The sequence below is a fragment of the Streptomyces sp. NPDC050625 genome (assembly GCF_040654755.1).
Taxonomy (GTDB): Bacteria; Actinomycetota; Actinomycetes; order Streptomycetales; family Streptomycetaceae; genus Streptomyces.
In genome coordinates, this window is sequence record NZ_JBFAIQ010000037.1 from 1 (window position 1) to 14,999 (window position 14,999).

Here is a 14,999-nt window from a genome sequence, read left to right on the forward strand (position 1 = left end):
GGGGGGGGGGGCCGCGCGCCCCCCCGGGGGGCCCCCGCCCGCGGGGGGGGCCCCGCGGGGGCGGCCGCCCCGGGCGGCCCCCCCCCCCCCCGCCCCCCCGGGGGGGGCGCCCCCGCCCCGGGGCCCCCCCGCCCCTGTCGTACGCGATCCCGTCTCAGCCCTGCTGGGCCTGCTGCCCCTGACCGGGCTGCCCGCCGCCCGGACCGCCGCAGCCACCGCCCTGGCCGCCACCCGGTCCACCCTGACCGCCACCCGGGCCACCGCTCGGGCCGCCGCTCGGCATGCCCGAGGGGACGCCGGTGGGGACGCCGGTGGGAGTGCCGGTCGGCCTGCCCGAGGGCGCGCCGGACGGGGCACCGCTCGGGCGTCCCGACGCACCGCCGGAGGGCATGCCGGACGGCGTCCCGCAAGCCTGCTGCCCGGAGGTGCCGTTCGAGGACGACGAGTCGCCCGAACCGCACGCGGTCAGCAGCAGCGGGGACAGCGCCAGCAGGGCGACTGCGGGGACGAGGCGTGCACGCTTCATGAGAGACAGCTCCACGGATGCTGAGGGAGTCCTGAGGCGGGCACTCAATCAACGGCGCTTAGGCCGTTCTTGGGACCGCCCTGTCACCCGCCTGTCGATCGGGTAAAGCACACCCCAAGGAACCGCGCCGACCTGGTCTTTCAGTCGCGCTCCCCGGCCGCCGCCCGGTACAGCTCCGTGACAGAACGGGCCGCGGCCGCCAGCTCCGCGCGCACCTCGGGCGGGGAGAGCACCTCCACCGAGTCCGAGAACGCGAGGAGTTGGCGGGCCGCGGGGACGAACGGGTACGACAGCCGGGCGGTCACCCACTCCTCGTCGCCCTCGCCGTCGGGGAGTTCGGTGAGCGACGAGGCCGTCATGCGCTGGAACAGGTCGAGGCGGTCCCTGCGGACCCGCACCGTGACCTCGATCCCGGCCGGCCGCTCCTCGACCTGGCGCCGCAACACCTCCCAGACGTCGGCGAGTTCGACACCGCTCCGGCGCCGTACCGGGTCGTCCAGCAGACGCGCGGAGCGCACCCGGTCGGCCCGGAACAGCCGCGGCTGCGCCCGCCGGTCGGCGACCAGGTACCAGACGCCCGCCTTGGCGACGAGGCCGTACGGGTCGACGGTGTACGTCCGCACCTCGCGCTCCCCGCTGTGCCGGTACCGCAGCCTCAGTCGCCGGTCGGCGAACACCGCGTCCTGCAGCACCTCCAGGTCCACGGCCTTCTGCGGGCCGCCCTTCCAGCGCGTGGCGTCGACCAGGATGCGCCGCGAGGCGACCTCGGCCGCCGGGCGGTACGGCGCCGGCAGGGCCGCCATCACCTTGCGCAGCGCCGAGCCGAGCGCCGCGTCCAGACCGAGCGCGGCGTGCGCGCCCTGGGCGGCCAGGACGAACAGGGCCCGGGACTCGTCGGCGGTCAGACCGGTGACGTCCGTGCGGAACCCGGCGAGCAGTTCGATGCCGCCGTGCCGGCCGCGCTCGGCGTACACCGGGACGCCGGAGGCCGACAGGGCCTCGATGTCGCGGTAGATGGTGCGCACCGACACCTCCAGGCGGTCGGCGAGTTCGCGCGCCGGGACCCGGCCCCGGGTCTGCAGGAGCAGCAGGATCGACAGCAGGCGGTCGGACTTCACCCCGCCACGATCGCGCCGCTCCGGGCCCGGACGCAAATGTTGACGGAAACTGTCAGGTTATCCGGCGATCCTCGGCTCACCGACCCAAGGAGAGGCTCGTATGAACGCCACGAACGCCCTGCCCATGGACCCCCGTCCGCTCTACGCCCGCGCCACCGAACAGGCCGCCGCCCTCATCAGGACCGTACGGCCGGAGCAACTGTCCGGACCGACTCCCTGTGCCGAGTTCGACGTCCGCACCCTGCTGAGCCACATCGTCGGCGGCTCCCGGCGGATCGCGGTGGTCGGCGAGGGCGGTGACGGCATGGCCGTGCACCCGTTCGCGGACGGAGTCGCGGACGACGCCTGGGCGGCCGCGTACGACGAGGTCCGGGACCGGGTGCTGAAGGCCTGGTCCTCCGACGAACGCATGACGTCGACGGTCCGCGTGCCCTGGGGCGAGGCTCCCGGCCACGCGGCCCTGTCCGGATACCTGATGGAACTGGTGACCCACACCTGGGACCTCTCCGAGTCCCTCGGCCACCCGCACGCACTCGACCCGGAGCTCGCCGAGGCCGCGCTCGCCACGGCCCGGCGTGTCCTGCCCGACCCCGAGCGCGACTCGAAGACCCCCTTCGCCTCGGCCCGCCCGGCCCCCGAGGGAGCCGACTCCTACGGGCGACTGGCGGCCTGGCTGGGGCGCGAGCCGATCAGGGCAGCCTGACGCGGGCCAGCTGGCGGGACTGGGCGACCAGCCGGTCCTGGCTGTCCCAGACCTCGGCGTCCTCCTCCAGGAAGCCGCCCGCCAGATTGCGGGTGGTGATCGAGACCCGCAGCGGGCCCGGGGCCGGGCGGTGCCGCACATGAACGGTGAGCTCGACCGTGGGCACCCAGCCCTTGAGGCCGATCTCGAACGCGGTGGGCGGCAGGGCGTCCACCGCGAGGAGGAGCGAGAAGGGGTCGGCGTCGCGGCCGTCCGCGAGGCCGAACCAGGCGCGCATCTCCCCCTTGCCGGAGGGCGCGCCGAGGGCCCAGCCCAGCGTGGAGGGGTCGAGCTTGAGCATCAGACGGTCGGCGATGGCGGAGCTGCCGTCCACCGGAGCGGGGCCGTCCTCGGGTCCGAAGCACTGGTCCATGGGCGGGATCGCGGGCGGCGTCGCCGTCGTACGGACGTCGTCGGGGAGGGCGTCGAGGTCGCCGTAGGAGGCGAGGACGCGGATGCGCTCGACCTCGTTGCCCTGCTCGTCGTACTGGAAGAGGGAGGCCTGGCCGGTGGAGAGGCCGCGGCCGACGCGCACGGTCTCGGTGCGGACGACCGCCGGGCCCGGCTGGGACGCCGTCAGGTAGTGCGCGGAGATGGTGAAGGGGTCCGGGTGCGGAAGGGCGTCCGCGAGGGCCCGGCCCAGGACGGCCAGCAGATAGCCGCCGTTGACGGCGTTGATGATCGTCCAGCCGGCCGAGAGGTCGATGTCGTAGACGCCGGGCTCGCGCCGGGCGACCGCGGTGTCGCGGTCGAACTCACTGTCGCCGATCACGGGTGCGGTAGCTGCTTCTGGCATACCTGAACGGTACAACATGAAATTACTAAGCGGTAGCTTTGGACGGGGCGCCCAGATCACCTGATGATCGTCCTGCCGGGTGAGGTTCCGGCAATTTCTCGGTAAGTGTCAGGACACGTCCACAACCCGGAGCCGCACGATCCCCTCTATGAGGACATGAGCCTCACCGGGACCCCGTTCCTCTACACGACCGTCGTGTTGTCCGTCGTCGCCCTCATACTGCCGCTCGTCCTGTGGTCGAGGATGCGGGGGCCCAAGGTCCTGCGCGCCACCGCCCGGGTCCTGATGCTGCTGTTCGCCCAGGGCACGGCCGTCACCCTGGTCTTCGTCCTGGTCAACAACCAGAACAACCTGTACGACAACTGGGCCGACCTGTTCGGCACCGGCAACCACGTCCAGCAGGCCGCGGACCTCGGCCGGGACGGCACCGGCGGAATAGCGCTGAAGAAGCTGCCCAAAGTGAAGCAGACGTTCAGAGCGGCCGACGGACCGGGTATGCGCCAGGCCGGCGGCGTGCAGGTCACCCAGCTCAAGGGCCGGGTGTCCGGCGTGAACGCCGAGGTCTACGTCTGGCTGCCGCCGCAGTACGGCGAACCCGCCTACCGGCACAAGAAGTTCCCGGTGGTGGAGGTGCTGCCCGGCTACCCCGGCTCGGCGAAGGCCTGGTTCGGGGCGCTGAAGGCGCACGAGCAGCTGCTGCCGCTGATGAAGAGCGGCCAGGTGGCGCCGTTCATCCTGGTGGCGCCCCGCACCAATCTGCTGGCCGGCGTGGACACCGGCTGCGCGAACACCCCCGGCGAGGTGAACGCCGACAGCTGGCTCAGCATCGACGTGCCGAAGATGGTCATGGACAACTTCCGCGCCGACCCCGCCCCGGGCGGCTGGGCCGTCGCCGGGTACTCGGCGGGCGCGCACTGCGCGGTCAAGCTGGCGGTCGCCCACCCCGACCGCTTCCGGGCCGCGGTCGGCATGTCCGGCTACAACGACCCGATCGGCGAGCGCAATTCGCTGGCCGCGCAGAACCCGACGGTGCGCGCCGAGAACAATCCTTACCTGATCCTCAAGAAGGCGGCCGTGCCGCCCCGGATCTCCCTCTACATCTCCGGCCAGCCCCGGGACGGCTACGAGGCGGGCGTGGCCCTCGAATCGGTCGCCAAGGCGCCGACGACGGTGCACGTGGTGTTCGTGCCGCGCAGCGCGGGCGGCCACACCATGGCGCTGTGGAAGCCGCAGGTGACGACGGTCTTCCGCTGGCTGACCCTGCAGATGGGCCAGAGCCGGGTCAGGACCGGGACTACTCCTCGGTCACCGTCGAGCGTCGATTCCACGCACGCGGCGCTCGCCAGTGGTACCGCATCGCGAGCAGGCGCAGGACGAAGGCGGTGACGACCGCGAGCCCGGTGGTGAAGGGGGTCAGCGCGTCGTAGTGGATGCACAGCACCACCGTGGTGGCGCCGACGATCGCCGGGACCGCGTACAGGTCGCGGTCCCAGCGCAGCAGCGAGGGCACCTCGTTGGCCAGCACGTCCCTGAGCACACCGCCGCCGACCGCGGTGGCCAGGCCCAGGGCGGCGGAGGCGGTCAGGTTGAGGCCGTAGGAGTACGCCTTCGTCGTACCGCTGACGGCGAACAGGCCCAGGCCGGCCGCGTCGAACACGAGGACGGCCGACTGGATCCGCTCCACGTGCGGGTGCAGGAAGAACACCATCAGCGCGGCGAGCAGCGGAGTGAGGAAGTACCCCAGGTCCGTGAAGGCGGCCGGGGGCACCGCCCCGATGATCACATCCCGGAAGATCCCTCCGCCCAGCGCGGTGACCTCGGCGAGGACGGCGATGCCGAACACGTCGAAGTTCTTGCGGACGGCCAGCAGCGCGCCGGAGATGGCGAACACGAAGATGCCGACCAGATCGAGCGTGTGCTGGACGGAGGGGCTGAAGAGTTGCTGGATCACCCTTCCATTCTCACCCAGAGAACGGTGTGCACCTTGCAATGCAAGGATTAAACGGCAGGTTTCCCTGTCGTGAACAGCCATGTCTGGAACAGGTCGTCCAGCTGCCGCCCGCTGATCCGCTCCGCGAGCCGGATGAAGTCGTCCGTGTCCGCGTTGCCGTAGCGGTGCAGCCGGGTCCAGGCGGGCAGCAGCCGGAAGAAGGCCGTGTCACCGATCCGCTCCCGCAGCATCTGGAGCGTCATCGCACCGCGCTGGTAGACGGCGGAGGCGAACATGGTGTCGCGCTGCGGGTCGGCGACCTCGGTCTGCCAGAAGGCCGAGTCGGCGGGGCGGGCGTTGTAGGCGGCGAGGAAGGAGTCGTGCGCCGAGCGGGTGCCCTGGTGTTCCGCCCACAGCCACTGGGCGTAGGTGGCGAAGCCCTCGTTGAGCCAGATGTCCTGCCACCGGGCCACGCTGACCGAGTCGCCGAACCACTGGTGGGCCAGCTCGTGCACGATCGTCGTCTCGCTGCGCACGGCCGAGTAGGCGGGCTTGGACTGCACCTCCAGCGAGAAGCCCGCCTCGGGCATGTCGTCGACGATCGCGCCGGTCTCCTCGAACGGGTACGGCCCGAAGACCTGGGACCAGTAGTCCGTGGCGGCCGCGGTGACGGCGTACACGTCGACGGCGTTGCCGCCCGCGAGGGTCGGGTCGATGGCGACGTAGATCGGGATGCCACCCGGGGTCCGCCCGGTCCGTACGTCGAACTTCCCGATGGTGGCGGTGGCGAGATAGGTCGCCATGGGCCTGCTCTCGCGCCAGTGGGTGTACGTCGAGCCGCCCTTGTCGTACGTCGAGACGAGCCGCCCGTTGGACACGGCGGTCAGGCCTTCGGGGGCCTTGATCCGGATGTCGTAGGTGGCCTTGTCGGCGGGGTGGTCGCTGGACGGGAACCAGGTGGAGGCCGCGTTGGGTTCGCAGGCGACGAAGACCCCGTCGCCGGTCTTCATCCAGCCGTAGTCGGAACCGAAGACGATGGGTCCGTTGAGGGGCTGGGGGATGCCGCCGTAGGTGACGGTGACGGTGAAGTCCCGGCCCTTTCGCAGGGAGTCGCGCGGGGTGACGACGAGTTCGTCTCCGTCGCGGGTGAACTGGGCCCGTCTGCCGTTGACTTCGACCCTGGTGACCTCCAGTTTCTGCAGGTCGAGGTCGAAGGAGGAGAGCTGCTGGGTGGCGCGGGCGGTGAGGGTCGTACGGCCGTCGAGGCGGCCGGTGGCCGGGTCGTAAGCGATGTCGAGGGCGTAGTGCCGGGCGTCGAAGCCGCCGTTGCCGAGCCGCGGGAAGTACGGGTCACCGATGCCGGGAGCGCCCGGGGTGGGGGCGGAGGAGGCGGCGATGACCAGGAGGGAGGCGGCCGCGGTGGCGACGGCGCCTGAACGTGCCGAACGGGAGAGTGCCATGAGTCGTCCCTTTCGAGCGTGTGTCTGTCAGTGGACGGACACGGTCGACTCTGCGCTCTCCCGTTCGGGCATGTACATGACTTTGCTCAGTTGTCATGTGTTACTTGTCGGTTGACTCCTGGGAGTCGGTCTCGGGTTCCTCGGCGACCTCGGCCGGCTCCGCCGACGCCTCCTCGGCCGGCTCCGCCGACGTGACCTCGGCGGCCACCGCCGCCGACGTCTCCGCCGACTCCTCCAGGACCGCTTCACCGACCAGCTCGGAGGCCTCCTTCGCCGCCGAGAGCAGGACCGTGTCCTGCGGGGCCTGGTCGGCGAAGTTCTCCGGGTGGTGGCACGCGACCCGCTGGCCGGGCTTCAGCTCGATCAGCTGCGGCTCGGTCGTCCTGCAGATCTGCGTGGCCTTCCAGCACCGGGTGTGGAAGCGGCAGCCGGAGGGCGGCGCGATGGGTGACGGGACGTCACCGCGCAGCAGGATCCGCTCACTCTTCGCGCCCCGGCGCTTCGGGTCGGGAATCGGCACGGCCGACATCAGCGCCTTGGTGTACGGGTGCATCGGCGCCTCGTAGAGCGCGTTGCGGTCGGCCAGCTCGACGATCTTGCCGAGGTACATCACCGCGATCCGGTCCGAGACGTGCCGGACGACGGACAGGTCGTGCGCGATGATCACGTACGTCAGGCCCAGTTCCTCCTGGAGGTCGTCCATGAGGTTGACGACCTGGGCCTGGATCGACACGTCCAGCGCGGACACCGGCTCGTCGGCCACCACGAGCTTCGGCTTCAGGGCGAGCGCCCGGGCGATGCCGATGCGCTGGCGCTGACCGCCGGAGAACTCGTGCGGATAGCGGTTGTAGTGCTCGGGGTTGAGGCCGACCAGCTCCAGGAGCCGCTGGACCTCCTTCTTCACCCCGCCCTCGGGCTCCACGCCCTGGAGCCGGAAGGGCGCCGAGACGATCGAGCCGATGGTGTGCCGGGGGTTCAGGGAGCCGTACGGGTCCTGGAAGATCATCTGCATGTCGCGGCGCATCGGGCGCATCTGCCCGGTGCTCAGCCGCGTGATGTCCCGGCCCTCGAACTCGATCGTGCCGTCCGTCGGCTCCTGGAGCCGGGTGATGACCCGGCCCATGGTCGACTTGCCGCAGCCCGACTCGCCGACGACGCCCAGGGTTTCGCCCTTGCGCACCTCGAAGTCGATGCCGTCGACCGCCTTCACGGCGCCGACCTGGCGCTGCAGGAGGCCCTTCCTGATCGGGAAGTGCTTCGTCAGGCCCTTGACCCGGAGCAGCACCTCACGCTCGGCGGAACGGTCCTCGGGAGCCGACGCCTGCTGCGGGACCGTGGCCTTGCCGGCGCCGTCCTCGACGGCGTCTGTCTTCTTCGTCTCACTCACAGCTTCGGCGCAATCTCTTCGGTCCAGATCCGCGTGCGGTCCTCGGCCGAGAGGTGACAGGCGGACCAGTGGCCGCCCTCCACCTGCTGCAGCTCGGGGCGCACCGTGCGGGTGACGTTCCCCTTGGGGAGGTCCGCGTACGGGCAGCGCGGGTGGAAGGCACAACCCGAGGGGACGTTGATGAGGCTCGGCGGCTGGCCCTTGACCGGGGTGAGCCGTTCGGCGGTCTCGCGGTCGATGCGCGGCATCGAGCCGAGCAGGCCCCAGGTGTACGGGTGCTGCGGCTGGTCGAAGATCTCCCCGACCGGTCCGCGCTCCACGCACCGGCCGCCGTACATCACCAGGACGTCGTCGGCGATCTCGGCGACCACGCCGAGGTCGTGCGTGATCATGATGACGGCGGAGCCGAACTCCTTCTGCAGATCCCGGATCAGGTCGAGGATCTGCGCCTGGACGGTGACGTCGAGGGCGGTGGTCGGCTCGTCCGCTATGAGCAGTTCGGGGTTGTTGACCAGTGCCATCGCGATCATGGCGCGCTGGCGCATACCGCCGGAGAACTCGTGCGGGTAGCCGTCGATGCGCTTGGCGGGCTCGGGGATGCCGACCCGGTCGAGCATCTCGATGGCGCGCGTGCGGGCCACCTGCTTGCTGACCTTGTTGTGGACCCGGTAGGCCTCGATGATCTGAGCCCCGACCTTGTAGTACGGGTGCATCGCGGACAGCGGGTCCTGGAAGATCATCGCCATCTTGCGACCGCGCAGCCGACGCACCTCGTCCGGGTCGGCGCCGATCAGCTCCTGGCCGTCCAGCCACACCTCGCCGGAGACCTTGGCGTTCGCCGCGCGGTGCAGCCCCATGAGGCCGAGCGACGTCACGGACTTGCCGGATCCCGACTCGCCCACGATGCCCAGGGTCTGACCGCGCCGTACGTCGAAGCTGACGCCGTCCACGGACTTGACCAGACCGTCGTCGGTGTTGAAGTGGATGCGCAGATCGCGAACGGAGAGGAACACGTCCTCGGCATCGGAAGGGGCGACGTCCGCGGCCGGTTCGCCCAGCGCCGCCTTTTCGAGCTTGCTCACGAGTACCTCACGCGGGGGTCGATGGCTGCGTACACCAGGTCGACGACCAGATTGGAGAAGACGATGAAGAAGGCGGCGACCAGGGTCACGGCCATCACGATGGGAAGGTCGTTGTCCTTGATGGCCTGGATCGAGTACGCACCGATGCCCTGGAGCGAGAAGACCGTCTCGGTGAGCACCGCGGTACCGATGAGGGTGCCGAAGTCGATGCCGAAGATGGTGACGATCGGGGTGAGGGTGGCGCGCAGGCCGTGCTTGGTGACGACCGTGCTCTCCCGCAGACCCTTGGCCCGGGCCGTCCGGATGTAGTCCTCGCTCATCGTCTCCAGCATGCCCGCCCGGGTGAGGCGGGCGTATGTGGCGGAGAAGAGGAACGCGAGGCTGACCCAGGGCAGCAGCAGGTGCCACGCCCACTCGCCCGGGTTCTGGGTGAACGGCACGTAGTCGGTGCTGTCCCAGATGGGCCACTGGTAGATGAACAGGACGTTGATGACCTGGCCGGTGAAGAAGATCGGGAGCGAGACGCCGGCGAGCGCGATGAACATCGAGATGCGGTCGACGGGCTTGCCCTTGCGCAGCGCCGAGATGACGCCGGTGGTGACACCGAAGATCAGCCAGATCACGGCCGCGCCGACGGCCAGCGAGAAGGAGACCGGGATGCGCTGCGTGAGCTGCGGCCACACCTCGACGTGACTCTTGAAGGAGTACCCGAAGCAGGGGGCGCTGCAGTGGGTCGCGTCGGGACCGAACTTGTAGTCGGCGCCCACGAACAGGCCCTTGATGTAGTCCCAGTACTGGATGTAGATGGGCTGGTCGAAGCCCAGGTTCCTCTTGATCGCGGCGATGGACTCGGGGTTGGCGTCCTTGCCGACGTACTGGGTGGCCAGCTGGGTGGCCGTCTGGCCGCCCAGGCGGGGGACCAGGAAGAAGATTGCGAAGGTGACTGCGCTGACCACCAGCAGCAGCACTACGGCGCCGAAGACGCGTCGGATGATGTACGCAGCCACAGCTGTGCGGCTCCGGGGGGCCGGGACGGAGTGTGTCCGTCCCGGCCGCCCGGCGCCTTCACCTGCCTTTCAGGGGTATCCGGCCTGCTGTTACTTCGAGGAGCCCAGCAGCGTGTAGTCGTACATGCCGAGGTACGCCTGCGTGACCGTGACGTTGGTCGCGGACGCAGGCCTGATCAGCAGGTTCTTGCGGTAGACCAGCGGGACGACCGAGGCGTTGTCCATGACCATCTTGTCGATGTCGCCCCAGGCCTTGGTGCGGGCCGCGGAGTCGGTGTTGGAGATGGCGTCGGACAGAGCCTTGTTGATCTTCGGGTCGTTCAGCTCCATCAGGTTGTTGCCGCCCGAGGGCTTGATGGCCGAACCGTCGATGATCTGGTCCAGGAAGCCGTAGCCGGTCGGCCAGTCGGCGCCCCACGCCATCATCATCATGCCGAGCTTGTGCTGGTGAACGTAGCTCGGGACACCGGCGAAGTTGGAGAAGTACTTGCCGGAGGGGAACTGCTTGATGTCGACCTTGATGCCGGCGGCCTTCAGCGAGTTCTGGATGGCCGTGGCGGCCGCCACCTCGGCGGGGCGGTCGGCGCGGGCCGTCAGCGTGGTGGAGAAGCCGCTCGGCTTGCCGCACTGCTTCAGCTCGTCCTTGGCCTTGGCCACGTCACCCTTGTGACCCGGCGTGGCGTAGGTGTCGAACTTGGTGTAGCCGTTGACCGACGGCGGCAGCAGCGTGGTGGCCACGTCGCCCTTGGGCGCACCGCCCATGGCGTCGATGACCGACTGCTTGTCGAGGGCCCACTGGACAGCCTTGCGGCAGTGGACGTTGTCGAACGGGGCGACGTTCAGGTTCAGGGCCATGTAGCCCGTGGCGCCCGCGTACGAGTTGTCCGTCTGCTTGGCGTACTTGCCGTTCAGGATCTTCGGCTGGGTCTGCGGCTGCACACCGGCGCCCGTGATGTCGGCCGTGATCTTGTCGGCGAGCAGGTCGTTGTCGACCGTGACCGGGTTGACCTTGAACTTGACGTTGATCTTGTCCGGCAGCGCCTTGCGGATCGGGTCCGTCTTCGGGTCCCAGTTCGGGTTGCGGACGAGGGAGGCGCTGGCGCCCTCCTCGTACGAGGCGAACTTGTAGGGGCCGGAGGACACGATGTGCTGGACGTACTTCGCGCCGTCGTCCTTCGCCTGCGGCACGGGGGCCGTCTGGGAGAAGGTCGCCAGGTAGTCGAAGTCGGCGAAGGGCTTGGCCAGGTGGAAGACGATCGTCTGGTCGTCCGGGGTCTCGATCGAGTCGAGACCCTTCTTGTCCTTGTAGGGGCCCTTGTACTTGTCGCCGCCCTTCAGGTACGCCTTGAAGTACGTAGGACCGTTGGACAGGGCCTCGGGCGCGAAGTTGGAGCGCTCGATCGCGTACTTGACGTCCTTGGACGTGATCGGCGTGCCGTCGTCGAACTTCAGGCCCGAACGCAGGTGGTACGTCCAGGTCTTGGCGTCAGCGCTGGCCTTGCCGAGGGAGTCGGCGAGGTCGGGGACGACGGTCAGGCCGTCCTTGCCGGCTGCCGGCTTGAACGTGACGAGCGTACGGGCGTACAGACGCGAGAAGTTCTGCACGAAGCCGTAGTACGTGTTGCCCGGGTCCAGGGAGTCCGGAACGTCGGAGTCCTCAAGGTTGACCGTCCCCCCCTTCTTGCTCGACGCGTTGACGATGGAGTTCAGCGCCGCGTCCTTCGCGCCGCTGCTGCCGCCACCGTTGTTGTTCTTGCTGTCGTTACCGCCGCCGCACGCGGCAGCGCCGAGCGAGACCGCCAGGACCGTCGCCACGGCGGCGGTAACCCTTCTCGTCTTCACGTGAGGAATGCCCCCTCGATTGTTGGATCACTTGCTGCGAGGGTCGAGCGCGTCACGCAGCCCGTCACCCAGCAGGTTGAATGCCAGGACGGTGATGAAGATCGCCAGTCCGGGCACGAACATGAACTGCGGATCTGCGGTGTAGAGATCCACAGCGTTGCTGAGCATTCCGCCCCAAGAAGCCTGCGGCGGTGCGATACCGACTCCGAGGAAGCTCAGCGCGGCCTCGAAGAGGATGTTCGTCGGGATGATCAGCGTCGAGTAGACGATGACCGGCGCGACGAGATTGGGGAGCAGTTCGCGGAACAGGATGTACGGGCCACGGGCGCCCATGCTGGTGGCGGCCTCCACGAACTCGCGCCGCGCGAGGCTCATCGTCTGGGCGCGCACGATACGGCCGATGTACGGCCAGCTGAAGAAGCCGATCACGAAGATCAGCACGCCGATGCGCAGTGGCAGCCCGTTGAAACCGAAGAAACCGTCCTGCACCGAGGCCGAGATGGCGATGGCGAACAGCAGCAGCGGGAACGCCAGGAAGGTGTCCATCAGCCGGCTGATGGCGCTGTCGACCCAGCCGCCGTAGTAGCCGGCGACGACGCCGAGCACGGTACCGATGATCACGGACAGCAGGGTGGCTCCGCCGGCGACCAGCAGCGAGACCCAGGAGCCCTCGATGATGCGGGCGAGCATGTCACGGCCGTACTGCGGCTCCACGCCCAGCGGGTGGTCCCAGCTCATACCGCCCCAGCTGCCCTTGGGGGCCAGCAGGGCCGGGTCGATGAGGTCCTGGTGGAACTGGTTGGGGTCCAGCCCGAAAGCCCACTCGATCGGCTTCGCGAGCACCGCCATCAGCACGAGCAGGATGACGACGACGCCACCCGCCACGGCCAGTTTATCCCGTTTGAACCGGGTCCAAGCGATCTGCGAGAGTGAACGCCCCTCGATCTGGGCTTTCTTGACCCCGGCGAGCACAGCCTCGGGCGGGGTCTCGGCCTCGGCTCCGGTGGTCTCGATCGGTGCGGTCACTATGAACCCGACCCCTCTCGCCGGTGGTGACCGGCCTGCGCCTGCCGCGGATTGCGGCTTTGTCGACTTGCTCATCGATCACCGGATCGACGATCCGGTGTCTGAGTCGCGAGTCTTCAGCGTGGTCACGATCACCCGCCAGATCTGACGGTGAAAGTATGCGCAACCGTGATGCAGCCTGTGGTTACCCGTTATGCGGACGGGCAGTTGCGGGGGGCGGACACCGCCAAACCGCCTATGAGTGAACAAAAGCCGAAAATTCACCCATATCTACGCGCGAAGATCTCTCTAAAACATCAAACAGGGACATACCCGCGAAAGTTGGGCGCGAGGCTCAGTACGCTCCGCTCTGCGGCAGCTGGGCCCAGTAGCCCCCACCTGCGGCGGGAGCGGCGTGCGCCTCACGGTCGTAGAAGGGGCGGGCGCCGGCCCGCATCCACATCACGACCGGGTCGTACTCGTCCGTCATCGCCACCGTCGACACCGGCAGCCCGTCCGGGACAGCGCCGACGGACTGCTGCATCATCGCCCGCACCGAGTCGACCGCGGGCGGGGAAGTGTCGTACACGTCCAGGCCGATGGCCAGGTACGGCGCCCCCAGCGCCGGTTGCACCCAGGCCCGGCGCAGCGAGCGGACCGCCGGGGTGCGGTGGGCGTTCTGCGCGAGCAGGGCGTAGAACTGGGGGATCTCGATGGCCGGTTCGGACAGCCGCAGCGGGCCCGCCGGCTGACGGTCCAGGCCGGTGGCGATGCGGCGCAGGTCGAGCCAGGGGATGCCCAGGCCGCCGCCGGGCGCGTGCGGGTTCAGCCAGAGGCCGTAGTGGTCGGGGTAGAGCGTGCGGGCCACGTCGAGGCCGTCGACGACCTCGTACGATCTGTTCCAGCCGCTGGCTGACAGCTCCTGGGCGGAGGTGACGCAGGGCGCGTAGCCGTACCCGTCGACCTCCATGTTTCCGTACTGGGCGTCCGGGGAGCCGCTCTGGCCGTGCCACAGGAGCATCCAGACCTGGCCGGAGGACGGGGTCGCCAGTGTGCGCAGCAGTGCCTCGTAGGCGTCGTAGCGCCCGGGCGTGACTTGCCGCAGCATGTGCTCGACCTGTCCGGTCGCGGTGCCGCTGCCGCTCGCGCTCACCTGGTTTACCGCCCCTTCGAGAAGTTGCCCCGCGTATGGAAACAGCTTAAGCGCCCGATGGCTCAGGACCCGGTGCGCGCAGGCGAAGCGCGCTTCAGTGGCCGTGCTGATAGAACGGCCTGACGTTGTCCCTCATCCAGTGGCCCACCGGGTCCTCCGCCACGTCGAGCAGTACGAGGTTGACCGGCCACCGCACCGGGGCGTTGCCCAGGGCCCTGCCCAGGGCTTCCAGGGGGAGCGCTCGCAGGTCGCCCTCCCACCGGGACAGTTCGACGCCCACGAACATCACCGGGTCCGCGGTCTCGATCGCGGCCAGGCAGCGGCGGGCCGTGGCGACCACGCCCGTCCCGGCGAACTCCGCCGAGGCCGCGGCGAGGAAGTCGACCGGGTCGTCCTGCCAGTCGGGTTCGAAGAGGCGGACGCGGCCGCCGGTCGAGGGGCCGTCGAGTTCGGTGCGCCCCGCCCGGCACAGCTCGGCGACCGCCTCCGGCGGGAGCGGGACGCCGACCACGCCGTCCGGGTTGATCGCGAGGCCGACCTGCGGGGGCAGACCGCGGGCGAACTCCACGGCGGGGGCGATGCTGTACGACATGTGGGAGCCGGCGACCTGGCGGAACTGCTCCTCGGAGCTGAACACCGGGACGTAGACCTGGCCCTCGATCTCCATCGTGGGCAGATCCAGGGGACCGCTGTTCGGGCCGCCGCCGTTGGGCAGCGGGATCCATACGAAGCTGCGGCTCAGGACCTCGACGATCCGGGCGCCGGCCGACGGCACGCCGAGTGACGCCGACAGCACCTCCTCCAGCTCGTTGCCGGGCCATCCGCCGTGAGGATGGGGGTGCGCCTGTGCCGGGAAGTCCGTGGGGAAGTCCGCCGGGAAGTCCATCTGCCTACCGCCTGCTGGGAACCACTGGTATGGCTGGAAAGGCTAGCGGGTACCGGTGACCCGGC

The 14,999-nt window shown here is 69.5% G+C and carries 14 protein-coding genes; 2 read left to right on the top strand and 12 right to left on the bottom strand.

All coding sequences use genetic code 11. The features are described from left to right. Positions 1-154 precede the first annotated feature (154 nt). Complete coding sequence (locus tag AB0I54_RS41615; protein ID WP_363301555.1) at positions 155-526, bottom strand: hypothetical protein; 372 nt, start codon at positions 524-526, stop codon at positions 155-157. Between the two features lie 140 nt (positions 527-666). Next, a complete protein-coding gene (locus AB0I54_RS41620; protein WP_363301556.1) occupies positions 667-1,644 on the bottom strand; it encodes a YafY family protein in 978 nt (325 codons plus the stop codon). A 100-nt stretch (positions 1,645-1,744) separates the two neighbouring features. Here AB0I54_RS41620 and AB0I54_RS41625 point away from each other — a divergent pair, with 100 nt between their 5' ends. Beyond that, positions 1,745-2,347 carry a TIGR03086 family metal-binding protein gene (locus AB0I54_RS41625; protein WP_363301557.1) on the top strand — a complete coding sequence of 201 codons (603 nt, stop codon included), beginning with the start codon at positions 1,745-1,747 and terminating at the stop codon, positions 2,345-2,347. Here AB0I54_RS41625 and AB0I54_RS41630 read toward each other — a convergent pair. After that, positions 2,334-3,182: a thioesterase family protein gene (locus tag AB0I54_RS41630; RefSeq protein ID WP_363301558.1), complete on the bottom strand. Its 849-nt coding sequence runs from the start codon at positions 3,180-3,182 to the stop codon at positions 2,334-2,336. The genes AB0I54_RS41625 and AB0I54_RS41630 overlap by 14 nt on opposite strands. 156 nt (positions 3,183-3,338) lie before the next feature. Here AB0I54_RS41630 and AB0I54_RS41635 point away from each other — a divergent pair, with 156 nt between their 5' ends. Then, a complete protein-coding gene (locus AB0I54_RS41635) occupies positions 3,339-4,568 on the top strand; it encodes an alpha/beta hydrolase-fold protein (protein WP_363301559.1) in 1,230 nt (409 codons plus the stop codon). Here AB0I54_RS41635 and AB0I54_RS41640 read toward each other — a convergent pair. The 9 genes from AB0I54_RS41640 to AB0I54_RS41680 all read right to left on the bottom strand — a co-directional run bounded on the left by AB0I54_RS41640 (position 4,477) and on the right by AB0I54_RS41680 (position 14,934). Next, positions 4,477-5,133, bottom strand: coding sequence for a trimeric intracellular cation channel family protein (locus AB0I54_RS41640; RefSeq protein WP_363301560.1), 657 nt, complete (start codon positions 5,131-5,133; stop codon positions 4,477-4,479). The two genes, AB0I54_RS41635 and AB0I54_RS41640, sit on opposite strands and share 92 nt — an antisense overlap. Before the next feature lie 47 nt (positions 5,134-5,180). Further along, positions 5,181-6,572, bottom strand: a complete 1,392-nt coding sequence (locus AB0I54_RS41645) for a M1 family metallopeptidase (protein ID WP_363301562.1) — start codon at positions 6,570-6,572, stop codon at positions 5,181-5,183. 100 nt (positions 6,573-6,672) lie between these two features. Next, a complete protein-coding gene (locus AB0I54_RS41650; RefSeq protein WP_363301563.1) occupies positions 6,673-7,959 on the bottom strand; it encodes a dipeptide ABC transporter ATP-binding protein in 1,287 nt (428 codons plus the stop codon). Further along, a complete protein-coding gene (locus tag AB0I54_RS41655) occupies positions 7,956-9,041 on the bottom strand; it encodes an ABC transporter ATP-binding protein (protein WP_363301564.1) in 1,086 nt (361 codons plus the stop codon). Before AB0I54_RS41655 ends, AB0I54_RS41650 begins: the two co-directional genes overlap by 4 nt. Further along, complete coding sequence (locus AB0I54_RS41660; protein ID WP_363301565.1) at positions 9,038-10,048, bottom strand: ABC transporter permease; 1,011 nt, start codon at positions 10,046-10,048, stop codon at positions 9,038-9,040. The genes AB0I54_RS41655 and AB0I54_RS41660 overlap by 4 nt, the downstream gene beginning before the upstream one ends. 90 nt (positions 10,049-10,138) lie before the next feature. Further along, complete coding sequence (locus tag AB0I54_RS41665) at positions 10,139-11,890, bottom strand: ABC transporter substrate-binding protein (protein WP_363301568.1); 1,752 nt, start codon at positions 11,888-11,890, stop codon at positions 10,139-10,141. A gap of 27 nt (positions 11,891-11,917) precedes the next feature. After that, positions 11,918-12,916 (bottom strand): ABC transporter permease, encoded by a 999-nt coding sequence (locus tag AB0I54_RS41670; RefSeq protein WP_363301569.1) that lies wholly within the window; start codon positions 12,914-12,916, stop codon positions 11,918-11,920. Positions 12,917-13,250: 334 nt separating this feature from the next. Then, positions 13,251-14,003, bottom strand: coding sequence for an enhanced serine sensitivity protein SseB C-terminal domain-containing protein (locus AB0I54_RS41675; protein WP_363301611.1), 753 nt, complete (start codon positions 14,001-14,003; stop codon positions 13,251-13,253). Positions 14,004-14,142: 139 nt separating this feature from the next. Beyond that, positions 14,143-14,934 carry an enhanced serine sensitivity protein SseB gene (locus tag AB0I54_RS41680; RefSeq protein WP_363301570.1) on the bottom strand — a complete coding sequence of 264 codons (792 nt, stop codon included), beginning with the start codon at positions 14,932-14,934 and terminating at the stop codon, positions 14,143-14,145. Positions 14,935-14,999 lie beyond the last annotated feature (65 nt).

Excerpts from the sequence above, each read along its gene's own strand:
- AB0I54_RS41615 (WP_363301555.1), bottom strand. The coding sequence starts at position 526 with ATGAAGCGTGCACGCCTCGTCCCCGCAGTCGCCCTGCTGGCGCTGTCC.
- AB0I54_RS41625 (WP_363301557.1), top strand. The coding sequence starts at position 1,745 with ATGAACGCCACGAACGCCCTGCCCATGGACCCCCGTCCGCTCTACGCC.
- AB0I54_RS41630 (WP_363301558.1), bottom strand. The coding sequence starts at position 3,182 with ATGCCAGAAGCAGCTACCGCACCCGTGATCGGCGACAGTGAGTTCGAC.
- AB0I54_RS41635 (WP_363301559.1), top strand. The coding sequence starts at position 3,339 with ATGAGCCTCACCGGGACCCCGTTCCTCTACACGACCGTCGTGTTGTCC.
- AB0I54_RS41645 (WP_363301562.1), bottom strand. The coding sequence starts at position 6,572 with ATGGCACTCTCCCGTTCGGCACGTTCAGGCGCCGTCGCCACCGCGGCC.
- AB0I54_RS41675 (WP_363301611.1), bottom strand. The coding sequence starts at position 14,003 with ATGCTGCGGCAAGTCACGCCCGGGCGCTACGACGCCTACGAGGCACTG.
- AB0I54_RS41680 (WP_363301570.1), bottom strand. The coding sequence starts at position 14,934 with ATGGACTTCCCGGCGGACTTCCCCACGGACTTCCCGGCACAGGCGCAC.